This window comes from Caulobacter sp. GW821-FHT10E02, from assembly GCF_059415225.1.
Window position 1 is genome coordinate 1 of sequence record NZ_JBWKMV010000006.1, and the last position, 19,608, is coordinate 19,608.

General features: G+C 70.4%; 17 protein-coding genes. 8 read left to right on the plus strand and 9 right to left on the minus strand.

The window, feature by feature from the left end:
• Positions 1–702 (minus strand): LysR substrate-binding domain-containing protein (locus tag AC07NI_RS24675; RefSeq protein ID WP_494624088.1); only part of this gene is annotated, 702 nt, incomplete at its 3' end.
• A gap of 179 nt (positions 703–881) precedes the next feature.
• Between AC07NI_RS24675 and AC07NI_RS24680 the strand changes: the two genes are divergently transcribed.
• The 7 genes from AC07NI_RS24680 to AC07NI_RS24710 all read left to right on the plus strand — a co-directional run bounded on the left by AC07NI_RS24680 (position 882) and on the right by AC07NI_RS24710 (position 6,379).
• Positions 882–1,394 carry a hypothetical protein gene (locus AC07NI_RS24680; RefSeq protein WP_494624090.1) on the plus strand — a complete coding sequence of 171 codons (513 nt, stop codon included), beginning with the start codon at positions 882–884 and terminating at the stop codon, positions 1,392–1,394.
• A 73-nt stretch (positions 1,395–1,467) separates the two neighbouring features.
• A complete protein-coding gene (locus AC07NI_RS24685; RefSeq protein WP_494624092.1) occupies positions 1,468–2,064 on the plus strand; it encodes a TetR/AcrR family transcriptional regulator in 597 nt (198 codons plus the stop codon).
• 261 nt (positions 2,065–2,325) lie between these two features.
• Positions 2,326–3,096, plus strand: coding sequence for an SDR family NAD(P)-dependent oxidoreductase (locus AC07NI_RS24690; RefSeq protein ID WP_494624094.1), 771 nt, complete (start codon positions 2,326–2,328; stop codon positions 3,094–3,096).
• A gap of 93 nt (positions 3,097–3,189) precedes the next feature.
• The gene (locus AC07NI_RS24695; protein WP_494624096.1) at positions 3,190–3,660 is read left to right on the plus strand and encodes a putative quinol monooxygenase; all 471 of its coding nucleotides are present in this window, start codon (positions 3,190–3,192) and stop codon (positions 3,658–3,660) included.
• 98 nt (positions 3,661–3,758) lie between these two features.
• Complete coding sequence (locus tag AC07NI_RS24700) at positions 3,759–4,100, plus strand: putative quinol monooxygenase (RefSeq protein ID WP_494624098.1); 342 nt, start codon at positions 3,759–3,761, stop codon at positions 4,098–4,100.
• A gap of 61 nt (positions 4,101–4,161) precedes the next feature.
• A complete protein-coding gene (locus AC07NI_RS24705; protein ID WP_494624100.1) occupies positions 4,162–5,313 on the plus strand; it encodes an NADH:flavin oxidoreductase/NADH oxidase in 1,152 nt (383 codons plus the stop codon).
• A gap of 70 nt (positions 5,314–5,383) precedes the next feature.
• Positions 5,384–6,379 carry an aldo/keto reductase gene (locus AC07NI_RS24710; RefSeq protein ID WP_494624102.1) on the plus strand — a complete coding sequence of 332 codons (996 nt, stop codon included), beginning with the start codon at positions 5,384–5,386 and terminating at the stop codon, positions 6,377–6,379.
• Between the two features lie 65 nt (positions 6,380–6,444).
• On the opposite strand, the gene radC is transcribed toward AC07NI_RS24710, so the two are convergent.
• The 4 genes from radC to AC07NI_RS24730 all read right to left on the minus strand — a co-directional run bounded on the left by radC (position 6,445) and on the right by AC07NI_RS24730 (position 13,163).
• Entirely contained in the window at positions 6,445–7,215 is a 771-nt protein-coding gene (gene radC, locus AC07NI_RS24715) for a RadC family protein (protein WP_494624104.1), read from the minus strand.
• A 144-nt stretch (positions 7,216–7,359) separates the two neighbouring features.
• On the minus strand, positions 7,360–7,662 hold the full coding sequence (locus AC07NI_RS24720) for a DUF4326 domain-containing protein (protein WP_494624106.1): 303 nt from the start codon (positions 7,660–7,662) through the stop codon (positions 7,360–7,362).
• A gap of 167 nt (positions 7,663–7,829) precedes the next feature.
• On the minus strand, positions 7,830–12,074 hold the full coding sequence (locus AC07NI_RS24725) for a strawberry notch-like NTP hydrolase domain-containing protein (protein WP_494624108.1): 4,245 nt from the start codon (positions 12,072–12,074) through the stop codon (positions 7,830–7,832).
• Between the two features lie 177 nt (positions 12,075–12,251).
• Positions 12,252–13,163, minus strand: a complete 912-nt coding sequence (locus AC07NI_RS24730) for an SMP-30/gluconolactonase/LRE family protein (RefSeq protein ID WP_494624110.1) — start codon at positions 13,161–13,163, stop codon at positions 12,252–12,254.
• Positions 13,164–13,285: 122 nt separating this feature from the next.
• Between AC07NI_RS24730 and AC07NI_RS24735 the strand changes: the two genes are divergently transcribed.
• The gene (locus AC07NI_RS24735; protein ID WP_494624112.1) at positions 13,286–14,599 is read left to right on the plus strand and encodes a citrate synthase; all 1,314 of its coding nucleotides are present in this window, start codon (positions 13,286–13,288) and stop codon (positions 14,597–14,599) included.
• A gap of 20 nt (positions 14,600–14,619) precedes the next feature.
• Here AC07NI_RS24735 and AC07NI_RS24740 read toward each other — a convergent pair whose 3' ends face one another.
• The 4 genes from AC07NI_RS24740 to AC07NI_RS24755 all read right to left on the minus strand — a co-directional run bounded on the left by AC07NI_RS24740 (position 14,620) and on the right by AC07NI_RS24755 (position 19,486).
• Positions 14,620–16,677, minus strand: coding sequence for a ParB/RepB/Spo0J family partition protein (locus AC07NI_RS24740; protein WP_494624114.1), 2,058 nt, complete (start codon positions 16,675–16,677; stop codon positions 14,620–14,622).
• Positions 16,678–16,740: 63 nt separating this feature from the next.
• The gene (locus tag AC07NI_RS24745) at positions 16,741–17,655 is read right to left on the minus strand and encodes a toprim domain-containing protein (protein WP_494624116.1); all 915 of its coding nucleotides are present in this window, start codon (positions 17,653–17,655) and stop codon (positions 16,741–16,743) included.
• A 157-nt stretch (positions 17,656–17,812) separates the two neighbouring features.
• The gene (gene repC, locus AC07NI_RS24750; protein WP_494624118.1) at positions 17,813–19,066 is read right to left on the minus strand and encodes a plasmid replication protein RepC; all 1,254 of its coding nucleotides are present in this window, start codon (positions 19,064–19,066) and stop codon (positions 17,813–17,815) included.
• A gap of 183 nt (positions 19,067–19,249) precedes the next feature.
• Entirely contained in the window at positions 19,250–19,486 is a 237-nt protein-coding gene (locus AC07NI_RS24755) for a ribbon-helix-helix domain-containing protein (protein ID WP_494624120.1), read from the minus strand.
• Positions 19,487–19,608: the final 122 nt, after the last annotated feature.

Consider the following 19,608-nt stretch of genomic DNA (forward strand, 5'->3'; position numbering starts at 1 on the left):
GGCCGCCTCGACCATCAGCTCCTGGTCGTCCAGGGTGATCGGCCCGTCGACCTCCACGTCGATGGCCTCGCCGGCCTTTTCGAACTGCCAGTTGTAGATGGCGCCGCTGGGATAGCGGTAGCGGATGCAAGCGTGGTCGCGCAGGTCCCCCGGACGCACTGGCGCCTTGCGCCCCGCCAAATAGGCCGGCGATCCGACCACGGCGAACCGCAGCACCGTCTTGATGTGGACCGCGACCATGTCCTGCATCAGCCGCTCGCCAAACCGGATGCCCGCGTCGAAACCGTCCTCGACGATGTCGACCAGGCGGTCGGTGGCCACGATGTCCAGGTGCAGCCCCGGGTTCTCCTTCAGGAGCGGTCCCATGACGTCGTGCAGAACGAAGGGGGCGATGGAGTTGGGGATGTTGATGCGCACCGTCCCGAACGGCGAACCCCGAAAGTCGTTGAGGCTGTCGAGCGCCCGCTCGATCTGGCCGAACGCCGGATCGAGCTCGGCGAGAAACCGCTCGCCGGCCTCGGTCAGGGAGACGCTGCGGGTCGTGCGGTGAAAGAGCCGCACCCCGACCCGCTCCTCCAGGCTCTTGATCGCATGGCTGATGGCAGAGGCGGCCACGTTCCGCTCGATCGCGGCCTGCTTGAAGCTGCGGTGACGGGCCACGGCCAGAAAGGTCGACAGCTCGGCCAGCTCGCTACCGTGCATCGCGAAGGGTCCTGATTGATATCCACCATTCACTACGACAGTCACAATTGCTCGCCTAATCGTATCTGTGCGGCCGCTCTAGGATTGGACTTGGAGGTTGTCCGCCGAGCGTGGCGGCGCCTCTCAAGCCCGCCAATTTCGGAACCGCTCGGTTCCTATATAACCAAAGGAGCCCGACCATGAAGTACCTGACCGAGATCATGACCCCGCCCAATCCGCGCCGGCTGTGGGGCGCGGTCGTCGGCGGCGTGGTGGCGGGGTTGGTCCTGGCGGTGTGGCTGGTGGTCGGCGAAGTGGTCAGCCGCGCGCCCTCCCAGCTGACGACCATGGAGCGGCAGATCGCCGGCTGGTTTGGCGGCGCGACGCCGCTGGCCTCCCCGGTGATCACCCTGCGCGAGGAATATCTGGGCCTGCTGGGCCACCTGGTCTTGTCGGCGCTCGCCGGCGCGGCCTACGCCGTCTTCTGGCGACGCGACCGGTCGGTGGTGCTAAACGGCCTGGCCTTCGGCGCGGCCTTCTTCGTGGCGGCCCACGCCATCGTCGGACCGGCCATCGGGTTGACGCCCGGGATGTGGAACTTCCCGCTGCAAGGGTTCCTGACCGGCTGCGTGATCAACGGCTTCTTTGGCCTCTGCACGGCCGTCTTCGCCCACCAGTTCGAGCGGCCGGCGCGCGCGGGCGCGGGCGCCTAGGCTGAACGGGCCCGCACGGATCGCTCTTGATCTGGCGGGCCGAACGGCCGACATCGCCTGCATGGGCCGGGACATGAACACCTCAAGAGAGCGCGGTCGGCCTCGCGAGTTCGACCTCGACGAGGCGGTGCGCCAGGCCATGGAGGTCTTCCAGACCCACGGCTACGAGGCCACCTCCATGGCCTTGCTGGAGGAGGGCGCGGGCCTGTCCCGCGGCAGCCTCTACAAGGCGTTCACCGACAAGAAGACCCTCTTTCTGCTGGCGCTGGATCGCTACGCGGCCGACCAGACCGATGGCCTGCAGGCCGAGCTAGCCCGGCACGGCGCTCGCGCCGGCGTGCGCGCGGCGCTGTTGTCGATCGCCGGGGCCTCGTCCCTGGTCAGCGGCGAGCGGGGCTGCCTGGTGGTGGCCACCACCACGGAAATGTCCGCCAAGGACCCAGTCGTGAAGGCCAGGCTCCAGGCGGTGTTTTCGCGTCTCGAGCACCTGCTGACCCAGGCCCTGGCGCACGGCCAGGCCGAGGGTGAGATAACCACCCGCCACGACGCCGCGACCCTGGCGCGCTTTGTCCTATGCCTGATCGAGGGTCTGGGCGTGCTGGGCAAGACCGGCCGTCGGCGTGCCGACATGGACGCCATCGTCGACGTGGCGATGACGGCGCTGGTCTGAGAGCTGGATCCGTCGCGCGCGGACACCGTCTACCTGCTCCTCCACGCCAGACGTTTGACGGCGGCGCCCCGACCATCTGCACGATCCTGGTGTCGCTCGCTCAGCTGAATGGGCGGGGCGCGCGGATTATGCTCCTGGGCTCATCACTACAATCACAATTCGTCGCCTAATCAGAACGATCGCCGTTCGCTAGATGTCTCGTCACCGGCCGACACGCCTCCGTTGGCGCCCGCCGGGCGAACACATCCGATGGAGATCAACATGTCCAAGACCCCCTTCAGGACCCTCGACGGCAAGGTCGCCCTGGTCACCGGCGCCAGCTCCGGCATCGGCCGGGCCACGGCGCTGGAACTGGCGCGCCGCGGCGCCAGGGTGGTGGCCAGCGCCCGCCGCAAGACCGAGATCGACGCCCTGGTCGCGCAGATCCAGGCGGAAGGCTTGGAGGCCACCGCCGTCGTCGCCGACATCAATGTCGAGCAGAGCGTGATCGACCTGGTCGCCGCCACCGTGGCCGCCTATGGCCGCATCGACATCGCCTTCAACAACGCCGGCACCGAAGGCGCCTTCTCGCCCTTCGTCGAGCAGACCAACGAGACCTACGACACCATCTTCAACGCCAATGTTCGCGGCGTCTTCTGGTCGATGAAGCACGAGGCGGTCGCCATGCTGGCCCAGGGCGGCGGGGTGATCATCAACAACGCCTCGATGGGCGGGGTGATCGGCTTCGCCAACGCCGGCCTCTACATTGCCAGCAAGCACGCGGTGCTGGGGCTGACCAAGACCGCGGCCATCGAGCTGTTCAAGCAGGGCGTGCGCGTCAACGCGATCAATCCGGGGATCATCGACACCCCGTTCCAGGATCGCATCTGGCCTAGCGCCGAGGCCAAGTACGCCTTCGCCGCCGACACCGTCCCCGGCCGCGCCGGCACGCCGGAGGAAATGGCCAGCGTCGTGGCGTTCCTGGCCTCCGAGGACGCCGCCTTCATCTCGGGCCACGGCCTGCTGATCGACGGCGGCTATTCGATCGCCTGATCCCCAAACCCACGCGCCTTCCGTCGTCGCCGCTCGCTCCCCGCGAGCGACCGGATCGCGCGCCCCTCAAGCCGCAACATTCGGAGACATCCCATGACCCCCTTCAACAAGATCCTGCTGTCGGTCGGCGCGGCCGCCGCCGGCGCCTTCGGCCTGATGGCCGCCGAGCCCTCGATGGCCCAGATCCAGCTGCAGCCGAGCCCCAACGGCGAGGTCGCCCTGGTCGTCAATTTCGAGGTCAAGCCGGGCGCCGAGCCCGAGTTCGAGAAGGTCTTCCATCGCTCGGTGACCTGCTCGCGCCTGGAGCCGGGCAACATCACCTTCAACGTCCACAAGGTCTACGGCGCCGAACGCGCCTACGTCCTCTACGAGGTCTGGCGCGACGAGGCCGCGGTCAACAGCCACTTCGCCCGGCCCTACACCGTCAAGCTCTTCTCGATGTTCGACCGCAACCTGGCCCGACCCCTGTCGGAGGGCGGCCTGAAGTTCGTCCAGGACCTGGATCCGCAGCCCCGCTCGGCCCCGGCCGCCACCGACCCGGCGACCCTGGCCGAGTGCCGCTGATCGCCCGACCTCCGCGCGGACGGCGTCGCCCGCCATGGACGGCGCCGTCCACGGGGCAAAGCCCCAAATACCCAAATCCCCATAAGCGAGATCTCGCCATGACTCTCTCAACGATCGCGCCGGCCTACGGCGAGCAGCTGAGCCTCATCGCATTCGTCCGGGCCAAGAAGGGCCTGGGTGACGAACTGGGCCGCCGGCTGCGGACCCTCGTCGAGCCGGCCCGCGCCGAGCCCGGCAACCTCAACTACGACCTGCACCGCTCGGCCGAGGATCCGGACGTCTGGGTGCTCTACGAGAACTGGAAGGCGCCGGCCGACCTGGAGGCCCATTTCGCCCTGCCGTACATGCAGGCCTTCGTGGCGACCCTGCCCGAGGTCCTCGAAGGCGAGATGGACCTGCGCCGCTGCGTGATGGTCTCGCCCCTGGCCGCCCGGACCTGAAGCCCGCGCCGCGCCGGTCGACCGGCGCGCCGCCGCCTCCCCATCCATCAGGACTTACGCCATGAAGCTCTTCGAACCCTTCCACCTGCGCGGCGTGCGCCTGCGCAACCGCCTGGCGGTCTCGCCGATGTGCCAGTATTCGGCCCGCGACGGGATCGCCAACGACCACCATCTGATCCATCTGGGCCGCTTCGCCATGGGCGGGTTCGGCCTGGTCATGGTCGAGGCCACCGCCGTGGTTCCCGAAGGCCGCATCACCCACGGCGACCTGGGCCTGTGGTCGGACGACCATATCCCTGGCCTGGCGCGCATCGTCCGCGCCCTGAAGGCCGACGGCGCCGTGGCGGCCATCCAGATCGCCCACGCCGGCCCCAAGGCCGCCAGCCAGCGTCCCTGGGAAGGCAATGGTCCGCTCGACGATGTCGATCTGGCGCGCGGCGAGCGGCCCTGGCCGGTCGTCTCGGCCGGCGACAAACCCTATGGCGAGGGCTGGCTCGAGCCCGAGGCCCTGAGCCGCCAGGCCATGGACGAGGTGAAGGTCGCCTTCGTGGCGGCCGCCCGTCGGGCCCTGGCCGCCGGGTTCGACGTGCTCGAGGTCCACTGCGCGCACGGCTATCTGCTCAACAGCTTCCTGTCGCCGGTCACCAACAATCGCGACGACCTCTTCGGCGGCGACCTGGCCGGACGCATGCGCTTCCCGCTCGAGGTGGTGGGCGCCGTGCGCGCGGTCTGGCCGGCCGACAAGCCGCTGCTGGTGCGGGTTTCGGCGGTCGACGGCCTGCGCGAAGGGATGTCGATCGACGAGACGGTGACCTTGGCCCGTGCGCTGCGCGAACTGGGCGTGGACCTGGTCGACTGCTCCTCGGGCGGCATCGCGCCGCGCTACGAATACCCGTCCAGCTACGGCTATCAGGTGCCCTACGCCGCCCAGGTCCGCCGGGAGGCCGGAGTGGCCACCGCCGCCGTCGGGCTCATCGTCGACGCCCACCAGGCCCAGGCCATCGTCGAGGACGGTCATGCCGACCTGGTGGCCCTGGGCCGCGAAGCCCTGGTCGATCCGAACTTCCCGATGCGCGCCGAGGCCTTGCTGGGCGCGGCCGAGCCGACCGACCCGTTCGGGTCCTGGCCCGTCCAGGTCGCCTGGTGGCTGCAGGGCCGGGCCAACCAGGTCCGCCAGATGCAGCCCCCCGCGTCCCTCTCGGCCGCCGAATAGACCCCCCTCCACGCCGGGCCGGGACGCCAAAGGCGCTCGGCTCGCACCGCCACAACCAAGGAGAACGACCATGAAACAACGTGTTCTGGGAAGCAGCGGCCTGGAGGTCTCGGCCCTGGGCCTGGGCTGCATGGGCATGAGCTGGGCCTATGGCGCGGCCGGCGACCGGGGCCAGATGATCGCCCTGATCCGCCAGGCCGTGGAGCGCGGCGTCACCTTCTTCGACACCGCCGAGGTCTATGGCCCCAAGGCCAACGAGGCCCTGGTCGGGGAGGCGTTGGCGCCGATGCGCGACCAGGTGGTGATCGCCACCAAGTTCGGGTTCGCGCTGGATCCCGACGGCGGTCCGCGCCCGGTCGGCGTCAACAGCCGGCCCGAACACATCAAGGCCGTGGCCGAGGCGGCGTTGCAGCGCCTGCGCACCGATCGCATCGATCTCTTCTACCAGCACCGGGTTGATCCTTCCGTGCCGATCGAAGAGGTGGCCGGAGCGGTCGGCGAGCTGGTGGCCGCCGGCAAGGTCAAGCACTTCGGACTGTCCGAAGCCGGCGTCGCCACGATCCGCAAGGCCCACGCGGTCCATCCGGTGACCGCCGTGCAGAGCGAATATTCGCTCTGGAGCCGCGAGCCGGAGCACGAGGTGCTGCCGGCGCTGGAGGAACTGGGCATTGGCTTTGTGCCCTACAGCCCCCTGGGCCGCGGCTTCCTGGCGGGCGCCTTCACCGGCCAGAGCACCTTCGGCGAAGGCGACTTCCGCGCCGGCCATCCGCGCTTCCAAGCCGACGCCCTGGCCAAGAACCTGGCCCTGGTCGAGACGCTCAAGGCCCTGGCGGCCGACAAGGGCGCCACGCCCGGCCAGCTGGCCCTGGCCTGGCTGCTGTCGCGCAAACCCTGGATCGTGCCGATCCCCGGCACGCGCAGGCTCGAGCGCCTGGTGGAGAACGTCGGCGCCGCCGACCTGGTGCTCAGCGCCCCGGACCTGGCGGCCATCGAAGCGGCCGTGGCGGCCAACGCCATCGAGGGCGAACGCTATGGCGAGCGCGAGATGACGATGCTGGACCTCTAGGACAAGCAAGACGAAACGCCGTCGCGCGTGAGCGCGACGGCGCGACGTCCGCCCGATCGGCGCGTCTACAGCAGGCCCTCGCGCCGGAAGCTAAGCACCTGGTCTCGGCCCACGATCAGGTGGTCCCACACCGCGATCCCCAGGGCCTTACCCGCCTGGACGACCGTCTTGGTGGTGTCGATGTCGGGCCGCGAGGGGGTCGGGTCGCCGGCGGGATGATTGTGCGCCAGGATCATGGCGCTGGCCCCGACCTCCAGGGCGCGTCGCAGGACCTCGCGCGGATAGACCGGCGCGTGGTCGACCGTGCCCCGGCCCAAGCGCTCGGCGACGATCAACTGGTTCTTGCGATCCAGGAACAGCACCCAGAACTCTTCGCGCGGCAGGCCGGTCATCAAGGTCCGCAGATAGGCCTCCACGGCGGAGCTGCAGGTCAGCAGGCTGCGGGCCGGGAGGACCGCGCGGGCCAGACGACTGGCGGTTTCGCGCAGCAGTTTCAACTCGAACACGGACGGCTCGGGGATATGGCGCGAAAGCTCGGCGCGGTCGGCGGCGAGCACCGCGGCCAGGGCCCCGAACCGCGCGATCAGGGCCTGCGCGGCCGCGTCCGGCCGCTTCAGGCCCGCGCGCGCCAGATGCAGCGCCAGGATCTCGACGTCGTGCAGGACGTCCACGCCGTAGCGCAAGCCCACGGACCGGGCCCGGGCGGTTGGATCATCCTCGACCTCGAACCGCATCAGCGACGCGGTTTCGGCCAGGGCGAGGGGAGCCGCCCGCGGATCCGCAGCCGGCCCCTGGCTTTCCGATAGGGATGGCGAAAGGGTAGGGAAGTTGGACATGGCGCCCTCGGCGCTGCCAGCGCCGGACCAAGCTCCGGATCGCTCGCCCCGGCTCCCCTCCTTTTCCCTTTAGGCCCGAGCCGGACCGCCGGGCGGCGGCCTCGACAGACCCGGCCCTGCCCCCCGGGCTTGCCTTCGCGGTCCTCATCGCCGCGTCGCCCGCCACCAGGCCACCAGCTCCTCGCGCGAGCCATTGGCCAGCCGCTGCAGCAGGTCGCCGTGGCACGCCGCCGGCGCGCAAAAACACACCAGATCCTTGCCGCGCAGCTCGCCGAGTCGCCGCAGCAAATCATGACGCTCCGCCAGCCAGGCCTCGTGCGCGGCCACCACCTGGGCCCGATCGCCGTCCGGTCCGATCCGAAACGGGTTGCCCCACACGCTGCCGCGCCCGACGTAGACGGCCTGGGTGGGCAATACGCCCGTGTGCTTGTTGAGGACCCTGCTCATCGACTTGCTCCCGTAAACGCCGCTCACCGCGAGCCGCGTCCCGCCCGCGCAGGCGTCGGGCCCCCGCCCGTCACCAAGGTCCCGCCGGGACCTGGGCAACGGCTTGCCCGTTGACGGACGGGGTGACGCCGCACGATCGCAAGACCGGCTCGTCGCAGTCCTTCGCCCTAGGCCGCCGCCAGGATGGTCTGGGCCGGCCACCGGGCCAGGACCCCCGACAGCACCGCCTCCTGATCGGTGGGGATGAACACCCGGGGCTGGTAGTTGATGATCTCGACGAAGCAGCCGAGCTGGACGAAGGCCTGGCGTTGGGCGGCGGCGCCGACCACCTCGATCCGCCAGCGATCCATGACCTTGGCGCGCCGCAGCCACAGGCCGCTGGCCAGGGACAGGGACGCGCCCTCGTCCAGGATCATGCGCCGGGCGACGCCGCCTTCCCCCACGGCCTGGGCGGTGTCGGTCAGGCCCAGCGCCACCTTCAGCGCCGGCACCTGACCAGGATCCAACATCCGGCCCAGCCACCGCCGGCCATCGGGGGCTTTGAGGCGCCGCACCGTCGCCTGCTTGCCCGGCAGACTCGACCAGACGGGCAGGAGAAGACCCGTGACCAGCGCCATCTCGCGCGAGATCCATGGGTCGGCCGCGGCGACCTCCTCGCCCCAGGCCGTTCGCCACGCCGTCTCGTCGACCGGCTCCCAGGCCGACTCCTCGAACGCCTTGAGCGGGGCGACGGAGCGCTTCTCCGGTCGGATCAGGCGGACGGCCTGGATCAGGCGATCGTTGTCGTCCGTGGTGGTCAGACCTTGGACCACCAGGGCCGCGCGGCCCGACTTGGAATTGACCGCCATCATCAGGGCGGCGGCGTCCTGGCCGGCAAGCGCCTCGTCGGACGAGATCAGCTGGCGGCGGGTGCGGACCGCGAACCGCACCAGGCGGGTTTCGGCGCGGGTGGCCACGTCGGTGCGCAAGATCTCCTCGCCCAGCACCTCCAGATCGTCGGCGACGATGTCCTCCATGCCGCGATCCAGGGCCCCGGAGGCGCTGGCTCGTTCCAGGATCCCGGCGAGGATGGCGTCGAAGGCGGCGAAGAGCCCGTTCTGGTCCTCGATCCGCAGGGCCAGCAGCCGATTGAGGAAGGTGTTCATCGGCGGCAGGTCGTCCGAAGCGCGCAAGTTTCCCTCCTGATCGGCCAGCGACAGGCCGGTCTTGGCCTCGAAAGCCTGCCGGCTCATGGCCTCGACCTGACCGGTGAACAGCGCGACGTAGAAGGCCAGCAGCGCGCGGTGCGCCCACGGGCTTTCCAGATTGTCCTCGGGTCGGAAGAGCCCGTTTCCGGCCGTTCGGCGCTCACCCCGGGTCAGGGCGCCCAGACTGTCCAGGCGCCGCGCGATCGTCGACAGGAAGCGCTTTTCGCCATGGATGTCGGTCGTCACCGGCCGGAACATCGGAGCGCTGGCCTGGTTGGTGCGATGCGAGCGGCCCAGGCCCTGGATCGCGGCGTCGGCCCGCCAGCCCGGTTCGACCAGATAGTGGGCGCGCCGCTGCTGGTTGGCCGCCGCAAGATCGGCGTGATAGCTGCGCCCGGTGCCGCCGGCGTCGGAAAACACCAGAACCCGCTTCTTGCCGCCCATGAAGGCGTCGGTCTCGACGCTGGCCGCCGAGGCGCTGCGGCGCTCGACGACCTTGCGACCGCCCCGCGAGACGACACGGCGGGCCCGGCCGGTGATCTCGGCCACCATGTCAGGCCCCAAGGCCTCGAGCACCGCGTCCAGCACGCCCGGGACCGCGGGCAGGCAGGCCAGGTGGGCGACGGTCTCCTCGCGCAGGCGCAAGGCCGCCTGGCTGAGCACCGGCGCGCCGTCCTCGAGCAGGGGAACCAGAGTGGTCTCGCCGTTCTCGTCCTCGACCTCGGTCATGGCCTGGACCGGAAACGCCGACATCAGATAGTCGAGGACCTGATCCTTGGGCGTCAGGTCGATCGAGAGGTTGTTCCACTCCTCGACCGGGATCTGGGCGAGCTTGCGCTCCATCACCGCGGCGTTGGTGGAGACCACCTGCACGACGGCGGAGCGATCATTGGCCAGGTCGTCACGGATCGCCGCGATCAGGCTGGGCGTCTTCAGACCGGCCAGCAGGTGGCCGAAGAACCGCAGCTTGGCCCCCTCGAAGGCCGACATCACCGCCGAGGCCGCCTGGCCGCTGCGCACCTTGCCCTCCTCGCTCAGCACGCCCGTGGCCTTCAGGGCCGCGCGCAGATTGCGGTGGATGAGCTGATAGGCGTCGGCCCAGCTGTTCCAGATCTCCACGTCCTGGTCCGTGAGCTGATGACCGAGCGCCTCGTACTCGACGCCATCGAACGACAGGGAGCGGGCGATGTAGAGCCCCAGGGCCTTCAGCTCCCGGGCGATCAGCTCCATGACCGCCACGCCGCCGGACTCGATGGCGTCCAGGAACGACTCGCGATTGACGAAGGGCGCTTCGACCCCGCCCCACAGCCCCAGGCGGGAGGCATAGGCCAGGTTCTCCGGCGTGGTCGCGCCCGTGGCGGAGACATAAAGGACGCGAGCCTTGGGCAGGCGGTTCTGCAGGGCCAGGCCCGCCATGCCTTGCTGCGAGGCCTTCTTGGGCCCGCGCGCGCCCTGGCCGCCGCCCGCGGCGTTGGCCATCGCGTGGGCCTCGTCGAAGACGATCACCCCGTCGAAATCCTCGCCGAGCCAGGCGACGATCTGGTCCAGCCGCGAGGCCCGCGCGCCCCGCGCCGGCTGGCGCAGGGTCGCGTAGGTCGAATAGAGGACGCCGCGATCGAACCGAATGGCGTCGGCCTGCTTCCACGAGCCCTGCGGGGCGATGTCGCTGGCCGCGCCGCCGATCGCGGCCCAATCGCGACGGGCGTCCTCGAGCAGGGCGTCGTTCTTGGACAGCCACACCGCGCGGACCCGGCCCTGGGCCATGTTGTCGGCGATGATTCCGGCGATCTGCCGGCCCTTGCCGCAGCCGGTGCCGTCGCCGAGGAAGAAGCCCCGGCGGAAGTAGACGACGTCGGGCGTATCGGCCGCCACCGACAGGGCGATATGGGCGGCCTCGCCGATCCTCCAGGCTCCCGGCAGCATGACCGAATGGGCCTCGCCGGCATAGATCACGGTTTCGAGCTGAGCGTCCGACAGCCGTCGCTCCTCGACCAGCCGCGCCGGCAGGATCGGCCGATAGGTCGGGGCCGGCGGCGCCACCGAGGCCATGGGCCTTGATTCCACCAGGGCGGAAGGATGGGGCGAGGCCGCGTCGATCACGATCCGGCCCAGGCGATAGGCCTGGTAGAGGCCCACATCGTGACCCTCGCCGTTCCACTCGATGACGCGATAATCGAGCGGCGCGGTCTCGGTGATCAGGCCCAGGCGGCCGGCCGGCGCGGCGAGCGACCGGGCGCGCGGCGCCAGCACCGAGACCTGCGCCACGCTGATGAACCGCCTGGGCTTGGCGCTCGCCCGCGCGGTCACGGCGGCGGCGGCCTTGGCCGCGTCGGCGAGGGTGTCGGCGGCCTGGATCGGCGCGGCGGGGCCGCGCGCATCGCGATCGACCACCAGCAGGCCGGTCTCCACCGAGGTCCCATGCCCGGCATAGGCCCGGGCCGGGAACGCGATGCGCGCCATGATCGCGCCCCGACGCGACAGACGCTGCAGGGCGGCCGCATCGTCGAATAGGCGCGCGGGCACGATCGCCGACAGGCGCCCGCCCTCGGCCAGGACCTCGATCGCCGCCTCAAGATGGGCGTCCAGGACCTGGAAGGGCGGGTTGAGCACCACGGCGTCGAACGCGCCGGAGGCGGCCAGCAGATCCTTCAGGTGGACCGCGTCATGACGAGAGCGCGGGACCTGGGCGAACAGCCCGTCGAGCAGGCCCGCGCGGCCGGCGGCCGGCTCGTTGAGCGTCAGGTCCGCGCCGCAGGCTTCGGCCAGAACGGCCAGGAGGCCCGTGCCGGCCGAAGGCTCCAGCACCTTGTCGCCGGGCCGCACCTGGGCGGCGAGCACGGCCAGGGCGCCCAGCTCCGGCGGGGTGGAGAACTGGTCGAGCGCCACCTGCGCCTCCGATCGACGAGTCTGGGTCGGGGTCAGGGCCGAAAGACTGGCCAGCAGGGCGCAGATCTCGGCCGGCGCATCCTCCAGGCGCGAAACCTGCGGCGTCAGGCGACGGATCTGCAGCACCAGGGCCGCCTCGATGGCGTCATAGGCGTCGCGCCAGGTCCAGGCGCCGTCGACATCGGAGGCGCCGAAGGTGGTGGTCATCACCCCGGCCACGAGCTTGCGGTCGAGCACCCGCGAGCGATTGAGCTGGGCGGCCAAGGCTCGGGCGGCCGAGAGCAGATTGGCGGCGGTGTCGGCCGGCGCGTCGGCGAACAGGGACAGGGAGGCGGTCATCGGAAGGTCCTGGCTCACCCGCCGCGGAGGGCTCCTCCCTCCAGACCCGACGGGCTCGCCCGGCCCCCGAACCGCCTTCGCCCTTTAGGCGGCGGCCCCCTCAGCGCCGGCGCCAAACAACAACGCCCCCGTCTTCGGACGAGGGCGTGTCGTGGACCGGCCGGGTCGCCCATGCCGTCAGCTGTGGGAGAACATCACCAGGCCTGGGACCTCCATCTGGGCCTTCAGGATCGTGCCGGTCGCCGACTCGGTGATGAACAGGGTGCGATTGTCCTCCCCCCCATAGGCTAGGTTGGTGGTGGTGCGTCCCTTGACGCAGGTGTTGATCCGGCGGACCGGCTCGCCGAACCGATTGAAGAGCCAGACCGCGCCCAGACCAGGATGGCAGACGGCCAGATTGCCCTTCTGATCCATCGCCACGCCGTCGGGGCCGCCGCCGCCGGACATCTGGATGAAGGTGCCGACCTTGCTCGTGCCCCCCGAGCTCAGCAGCGGAACGCGCCAGATGGCGTTGGCCCGGGTGACGGCGAGCAGCAGCGTGGTCTCGTCGGGGGTGAGCACCAGACCGTTGGGGCTGGGGACATTGTCCAGCAGCAGGTCCAGCTGACCGTCGGCGCGCAGGCGATAGACCCGGCCGGTGGGATCCTGATGGCCGCTCTGGCCCTGGTCGGTGAAATAGAGGTCGCCGTTCTTGGCGAAGATCAAGTCGTTGGGGCCCTTCAGGCGCTCGAGCTTGGCGCGGACCAGGAAGGGCTTGGGTTCGCGTTCTCCGGGCTGCAGGACGAGGATCCCGTTCTTCTGGTCGGCGATGAAGATCCTTCCGTCCTTGTGGATCTTCAGCCCGTTGGGCTCGCCGTCATACTCGGCGGCCACCTCGAAGCGGCCCTGCGGGTCGATCTTGAAGATCCGGCCATAGGGAATGTCGGTGCAGTAGAGGTTGCCGGCCCGGTCGAACGAGGGGCCCTCCAAAAACGACGTCGGGCGGCCGTGATGACGGCCTTCGAGCCATTCGCTGGGACGATCAAGCTCCAGCTCGGGCGGCACCTTGGCGAAGACTTCGGTCTCCTGGACCGGCGGTGGCGCGAACATCGGCATCTCCTGAAAACCTGGGGCGGCGGCGCGACCTCCCGCGGGGGCATACCGATAGCCAAGCCCTACGAAGAGCGTCAATCTTGATGGATTTCATCAAGATCAAACCCACAAACGTGCCTATGCTCGCCAGGGTGAGCGTCCAAACCGACGAGGCGCTGGGTGAAAGACGCCCGGATCAAGGGAGAACCGGCCTGTACCTGACCGCCGAACAAGCCGCCGAAGCGCTCGAGGTGAGCGTCAACACGCTCTATTCCTACGTCAGCCGAAAGCAGATCCGCACGCACCGGCCCGCCGGGTCGAAGGGACGCTACTATTGGCGCGAGGACATCGAGCGCCTCAAAGCCGGCGGCGGCGCGCCCGAGGCGCGAGAAATCCTGGCCCCGACCACGGCGATCACCCTGCTGACGCCGCAAGGGCCCTACTATCGCGGCCAGAGCGCGCTGGAGCTGGCGCGATGGGCGAGCCTGGAAGAGGTCTGCGGTCTGCTGTGGCAGGGCGACCCCAAGACGATCTTCGGACCCAGCACCTTCAAAAGGCCGGTGCTCTACGATCGCATCCTGGACGAGTTGGACGCGGCCACCATCACCGAGCGGGTGTGCTGCCTGCTGCCGATGCTGGAACGGGCCAATCCAAGGGCCCACGACCTGTCGCACGCCGGCTACTGCCGCACCGGCGCGGAGCTGATGCGCTGGCTGGCCGCCATGCTGACCGGCGCGCGCGCGCCCTCCGACGCGCCGCTGCACGAGACCATCGTCGCCGGTCTGGGCGCGCCGAGCGTCTATCTGGAGGTCGTGCGGCCCCTGCTGGTGCTGGCCGCCGACCACGAGTTCGATCCCACCACCTACGCCGTCCGCGCCGTCGCCAATTCGGGGGTGAGCGCCTATCAGGTGGCAATGGCGGGCCTGGCCTCGGCCCAAGGCCGGCGGCTGACCTTCGGGCGCAGCCAGGCCTTGGCGCGCCTGATCGACGAAGTGGTCCAGAGCGCCGACCCCGGCGCGCCGATCCTGCGGCGCCTGCAGGACGGGGAGGCCGCGCCGGGCTTTGGCTCCAAGCCCTATCCGGACGGCGATCCGCGCGCCGACTTCCTGTTCAGGCGTCTGGCCGAGATCCTGCCCGACGATCGAGAGCTGCAAAACCTCGTCACGGCGATCGGCGTGGCCCGCGAAGCCTTGGACGAGGCGCCCAACCTGGTGCTGGCCATCGCCTTCATCGGCCGCAAGATCGGATTGGACGCCCAAAGCAGCATCCTGCTCTACCGTTTCGCCAGGGTCGCCGGCTGGATCGCCCACGCCATGGAGCAGTACGAGACCCAGGACCTGGTGCGGCCCCACGGCGTCTATGTCGGAACCCTGCCCAGCCTGGCCGGCGAGCCCCAGGTCCCGCACCGTGATCTCCCGCGCGGTCGCGCAGCAAGGGTCGAGCCCTCGACCTGACGGCGAGGGCTCGAAAGGAGTCAGGCCGCGGCCGCGTCCGGCGGGGTCTCCGGCGCGTCCAAGTTGGGCGTCGCGACAGGATCCGCCGCGTCCGAGCCAGCGGCCTCGTCCGGGGCCGGCTCCTCGGCCTCCACCTTGGCCGACCAGGCCAAGGCCGACGGCGTCCACTGGCGCTGGGCCGCCGCCTCGGCGACGAAGGCGACCAGTTCGTCCTTCTTCAGACCCGGCGCCCGCGCGTCCTCCACGCCCATCTCGCCCAGCATCGCCAGCAGCTGGGCCTTGGAGTGGACGGCCAGGAACGCCGCGTCGGGGGTCCAGTAGACGCTAAGATCGGCGTCGCACAGGGCGGCGATCTCGGCGGCCTCGGCGCGCGCGCCGTGACGCACCAGGCTGGTGCGCGCCTCGCGCACATCGAGGCTGACGGCCACCAGCTCGGCCAGGAGCGCCATCTTTTCCCCGTGCGCGAGGCTGTCGACATAGGGCACCGGGCGCAGGCCCGACGCCAGATAGTCCTCCCGACGCGCCTGCAGGCGCGCGCGAACCTCGCCGTCCAGGGCCGGGTGAGCCGGCAGGCCGCCGCGCTTGTAACGGGTCGCCGACAGGGCCAGCGCCGACTCGCCCTGGTAGACATGGCCGTTCAGCGCCAGGAGCTTGAAGAGCTGGGCCAACAGCGCCGTCAGGGCCGCGCCCGGATGGTCGGCCAGGTCGCGGATCAGGCCGCGCGTGGCGATGTCGGTGCGCGTCTCGTGCAGGCTGTGGCTTGCGCCCTCGATGGCGACCACGGCCTTGGGCACCGCCAGCTCGACGACCCGCCCGCCGGCGGCCGCGGCGGCGTCGGCCGCATCGCCCCCCGCGTCGTCGTCGTCATCCTCGTCCAGGGCCTCGTCGTCGTCCTCTTCGGGCTCGGGAAGCACGAAATAGGTCGCCTCGACGCCCAGTTCGCGATGCGGCGACAGCAGCACCGCCCCCAGGCTCGCGCCGGTCAGGCCCGCCTCGGCCAGATCGGCCTTGGCGGCCAGGAGCTTGGCGACCGCGTCCAGCGCCGTCTCCTCGTCGAGGGGCCGGCCGCGCACCGCCGCCTCGGCCTCCTCGATGTCCTCCCGCGCCTTGGCGCGGGCGGCCTTCTGCGCCTCGGTCAGGTCGCCATGATAAACGTAAGGCAGGGTTTCGAACCCGTCCGGGGCGCGATAGCCGCTGTCGGGGCCGACATAGACCGCCAGGCCCTGGGCCTTGTAGGCCTCGATCAACGGCGCGATCCGGACGCGCCATTGGGCGTCGAGAATGTCGGCGTCGAGGACCTTGTCGGGCAGTTCGCCGAAGAGGTCGGCGACCAGGCGCCCGCCCGCCGCGCCGTAGCGACCGGCCCCGACCAGGGCGAAGCGGGGGTCCCTGGCGGTCACCTCGTCCTCATCCAGGAGGTTGCGCAGCTGGTAGTCCTGGAAGTGGCCGTCGAGCGCGGCCTGAGCCAGCTGCTCCTGCTGGGTCTTGTCGGCGATGCGCGTGAAGGCGCGCACCTGCTTGAGGGTCAGCCGACCCTGCCGCAGCGCCGCCAGCACGGTGGGATGAACCCCGGCCAGGGCTTCGAGCCGCTTGATCTCCAGTTCCGAATAGCCCAGGGCCGCGGAGATGGCGGCGGTGTCCATCCTGTCACGCCGCAGCTTGCCGATCGCCAGGATGATGGAGGCGATGTGCACCGGGGCGTGCTCGGCGTTGGGCAGGACCGCCGCGGCGGCCTGGGCGGCCTTGCCCACGGCCAGGATGCAGTCAATCTCGTAGCCGTCGTCGATCACCCCGCGCTCGAGCAGGAGCAGCAGGCCCATCCGCCGGCGGCGACCATCGAGCGCCATATAGGCCTGCTCGCCCTTGCGGCCGGCGCGCACGATCGGCGGGATCAGGACGCCGGCCGCGGCGATGGTGTCGGCCAGCTGCGGGACGAGGTCGTCGGCCGGCTCGTCGAAGCGCAGGTTCTCGGGCGCCAGACCCAGGTCGCGAAGCCGGACGCGGATGCGGGTGTCGGACGGGGCCGCGGACGCGGGCGCGGCGACGGCCAGGGTCTTGGAGGTGGATGAACGGGACATGGTGGCGGTTCCAGCGCCCCGGGCCAGGACCATCCTGCCGATCGGGCGCACCAGCCCGCCCCCTCACTCTCTCCTTTCCCCCGCCGGGCCCGCCTCCCGGACGCCAGACAGGTCCAGCTCGTTCCAGTCCCCGAACGGGGCCGGAGGCAGGGCGATCCTGGCCTCGACCCCGGCGGCCGTCAGGGATCGGGCCAGGGTCCGGGCCGAGGCCTCTCCGTCCTGGCCGCGATCGGCCGCGATCAGCACCGAACGCACGCCGGGCGGCGAGCGCCAGAACCGCAGGTTGGAGGTCGACAGCAGCGCCCAGGCCGGCAGGGCGAAACGTCGCCGCGCCGAGAGCGTGGTGAACACCCCCTCGGCCACCAGCATCGCCTCGGCGGCCGGGTCGAAACGGACCGCGCTGCCCGGCTCGATCACGCCGACGGTTTTGCGCGGCAGGCGCAGGCCCGCGGCGCGGCGCCCGCCTGGTCCCAGATAGGTGATCTCGACCGCCGACAGAGAGCCGTCTGGCCCGACAATCCCGGCCAACAGCGCCGGCCGTGTCGCCGTCCCGGGCCGATAGACCGAGAGCGGCGCCAGACCGTGATGGCGCAGGACGGTGTCGTCGGGCGGGGCGCCGACCAAGCCGCGAAGCCGGCAATGGCGTTCGGACAGGGTCCCCGTGATGGCGCGAGCCTGCGACCACAAGGTCTGCGCCGTCTGGCGGCGACACCGCCGCGAGGCGTTGTCGCTCGCCCCGGACAGGCGCTCGCGGGCCTGGCCGGGCGCCTCCTGGCTCAGCAGGCCGCGGGCGCGAAGATCGTCGCGCACCACCCGCCAGTCGGCCCCGCCGAACGTGTGGATGATCAGCCGGCCGTCGCGCTCGAGCAACGAGACGGACCGATCGCGCCGACTGTGGCCGGGGGCCGGGACGTTGGCGCGGCGTCCCCCGTCATAGAGGTCGCCGCCCAGGACGCGGACGATGGTGCGAAGGGACATGACGGCGGTTCCGGTCGACCGCCCAGGCGCGGCCCGGCCGCCAGACCCTCACTTTGGCCTCCGCCGACGCCGGCCAAGTCATCCGACGTCGCCGAAGGCCCGCCGAACCTCCAAGGTCGCCCCGCCAGCGCGCTCACCGGCCCGATCACCGGCCGGATCACGGCTCCGCGCGCCTGGGCGGCGATTTTCCGAACCGGTCCTTCAGCCCATAGAGGCTGGGCAGCAGGTGCAGGCAGCCGACCTTTTCACGCTCGCACATGGCCCGCAGGTACCCGCCGGCCGAGCTTCTGATCTCCCCGTCCTTCCAGCGCGCCAGCACCGTGGCCAGGGCGATGGCGGCCCGGTTGCGGCCCATCACGTCGCGCGCCTCGCGCACGGCCGACAGATTGATCCCCATCAGCGGCGCGACGCGCCCGACCGCGTCGACCAGGTCTTCCCAGGACGCACCGGCCAGGTCGTCCAGATGGTCGGCCAGTTCGGGCACGGCCTCCAGCACCAGCGACAGCGGGATCACCTCCTGGCTGATCGCCGCCTCCACCCGCGAACTTTCAGCCGCCGCCGGCGAGGAGGCCGATCGCGCCGAGGGCTCGACTACCTCTCGTCGAAGAGATGAATACGTTGATCCTTCAGATCTTGGATGGGTTGTAGGTTCTTTCTGGGCTTCGTCCATGGAGCCCCTGGGCTCATATTGACCTTCCTGACGGGCCCTGACCCAGGCTGCGTCCACCGCCGACAGCAGCGCCTGGAACGTCTCGTGCAGCGCCTCCAGCTCGCCAAGGGAGGGGGTTCGGGGAAGCCGGCCCAGGGCCTGGTCGACCGCGCCGTTCCAGTCGTAGCCGCCATAGCCGCGATAGAGCGCGTCGGCGCAGACAGTGCGGATCTCGCGCCGGATCTCGCCAAGCTTGCGCTTGAGGTGGCGGCGCTGGGCCTGCTCGAGGCCGCGGGCGGCCGCCAGGTCGGCGAACTCGTCCCAGCGCACGGCCAGTGGCGCCAGGTCGAAGCCGAAAGCCTCCAGGATGTGGCCGCGATCGTCGCGATAGCCCCAGCGTTTGCCGTTGCCGCTGTCTTTCATATGCACCAGGCCCGCGCGCACGGCGGCGCGGATCAGGCCCTGGACGCAGCTGCGCGAGCGCTGCAGCTCCTCGCAGAGCGCATCGTTGGACGGCCAGGCGATGGGCCGGGTGCGCCCGATCCAGTCCTGTTCGGCGGTCACCCGCACCAGGGCGCGCATCAGACGCACGACTCCGTCGCCGAGCCCAAGCCTGGGCGCGGCCCGCTCGAAACGATCGAGCAGCATGGCCTTGGAGATTCCCTCCGGAAGCCCCTGGTAGGTGTCGGCGAGCTTGGCGGCCGCCCATTGGGCGTCCGCCAGACGGCGCACGTCACCGATCCCGTTCGAGACGGTCTGCATATCCTGCTCCTCCTAGGGAGGCCGCAGGCGCACAGGTTCCCGTCGCGCGAACGCGCGTTTTTGGATTGCGGCGATGTCGGTGATTCGGTTAGAAAGAGCAGGACTTGAGAGCTCGGGCGGGACGCCAATCCCGTCTAGCGAATGACCTGGAGAGCCCGGCGCGTTTCGGCGAGCCGGGTTTTTCTATGCGCTCACGGCATGGTTCCTTTCCGATTGCCCCCGCTCGAAGTACTCGCGAAGCGCTTGCTCCAGAGCCGCCGTGCGGTTGGTGAAACCGCGCCCGTCCTTCATCGCATCGAGCCTGTCGATGAGATCCCTATCCACCAGCGCGTTCAGCTGTCCCTTGCCGCGCGCCCGGGCCGCGGCCCGGAGACGCTTCTGGTACTGCGCGTGATATTCGAGGTCGCGTGCGGTCGTCATGGCGCCGACGATAAGATCGCGATTCCGGCCACCCGAACTAATAAAGGTGGCCGGCCAATACCGGCCGCGCGCGAATAAACTTCTTGAACTGAAGAAGAATCGACTCCTCTGAGCGAGTCGCG

What these genes read in the sequence shown, in the direction of transcription:
- AC07NI_RS24680 (WP_494624090.1), top strand. Translation starts at nt 882, where the DNA reads ATGAAGTACCTGACCGAGATCATGACCCCGCCCAATCCGCGCCGGCTG.
- AC07NI_RS24685 (WP_494624092.1), top strand. Translation starts at nt 1,468, where the DNA reads ATGAACACCTCAAGAGAGCGCGGTCGGCCTCGCGAGTTCGACCTCGAC.
- AC07NI_RS24690 (WP_494624094.1), top strand. Translation starts at nt 2,326, where the DNA reads ATGTCCAAGACCCCCTTCAGGACCCTCGACGGCAAGGTCGCCCTGGTC.
- AC07NI_RS24695 (WP_494624096.1), top strand. Translation starts at nt 3,190, where the DNA reads ATGACCCCCTTCAACAAGATCCTGCTGTCGGTCGGCGCGGCCGCCGCC.
- AC07NI_RS24700 (WP_494624098.1), top strand. Translation starts at nt 3,759, where the DNA reads ATGACTCTCTCAACGATCGCGCCGGCCTACGGCGAGCAGCTGAGCCTC.
- AC07NI_RS24705 (WP_494624100.1), top strand. Translation starts at nt 4,162, where the DNA reads ATGAAGCTCTTCGAACCCTTCCACCTGCGCGGCGTGCGCCTGCGCAAC.
- AC07NI_RS24710 (WP_494624102.1), top strand. Translation starts at nt 5,384, where the DNA reads ATGAAACAACGTGTTCTGGGAAGCAGCGGCCTGGAGGTCTCGGCCCTG.
- radC (WP_494624104.1), bottom strand. Translation starts at nt 7,215, where the DNA reads ATGTCCAACTTCCCTACCCTTTCGCCATCCCTATCGGAAAGCCAGGGG.
- AC07NI_RS24720 (WP_494624106.1), bottom strand. Translation starts at nt 7,662, where the DNA reads ATGAGCAGGGTCCTCAACAAGCACACGGGCGTATTGCCCACCCAGGCC.
- AC07NI_RS24725 (WP_494624108.1), bottom strand. Translation starts at nt 12,074, where the DNA reads ATGACCGCCTCCCTGTCCCTGTTCGCCGACGCGCCGGCCGACACCGCC.
- AC07NI_RS24730 (WP_494624110.1), bottom strand. Translation starts at nt 13,163, where the DNA reads ATGTTCGCGCCACCGCCGGTCCAGGAGACCGAAGTCTTCGCCAAGGTG.
- AC07NI_RS24735 (WP_494624112.1), top strand. Translation starts at nt 13,286, where the DNA reads ATGCTCGCCAGGGTGAGCGTCCAAACCGACGAGGCGCTGGGTGAAAGA.
- AC07NI_RS24740 (WP_494624114.1), bottom strand. Translation starts at nt 16,677, where the DNA reads ATGTCCCGTTCATCCACCTCCAAGACCCTGGCCGTCGCCGCGCCCGCG.
- AC07NI_RS24745 (WP_494624116.1), bottom strand. Translation starts at nt 17,655, where the DNA reads ATGTCCCTTCGCACCATCGTCCGCGTCCTGGGCGGCGACCTCTATGAC.
- repC (WP_494624118.1), bottom strand. Translation starts at nt 19,066, where the DNA reads ATGCAGACCGTCTCGAACGGGATCGGTGACGTGCGCCGTCTGGCGGAC.
- AC07NI_RS24755 (WP_494624120.1), bottom strand. Translation starts at nt 19,486, where the DNA reads ATGACGACCGCACGCGACCTCGAATATCACGCGCAGTACCAGAAGCGT.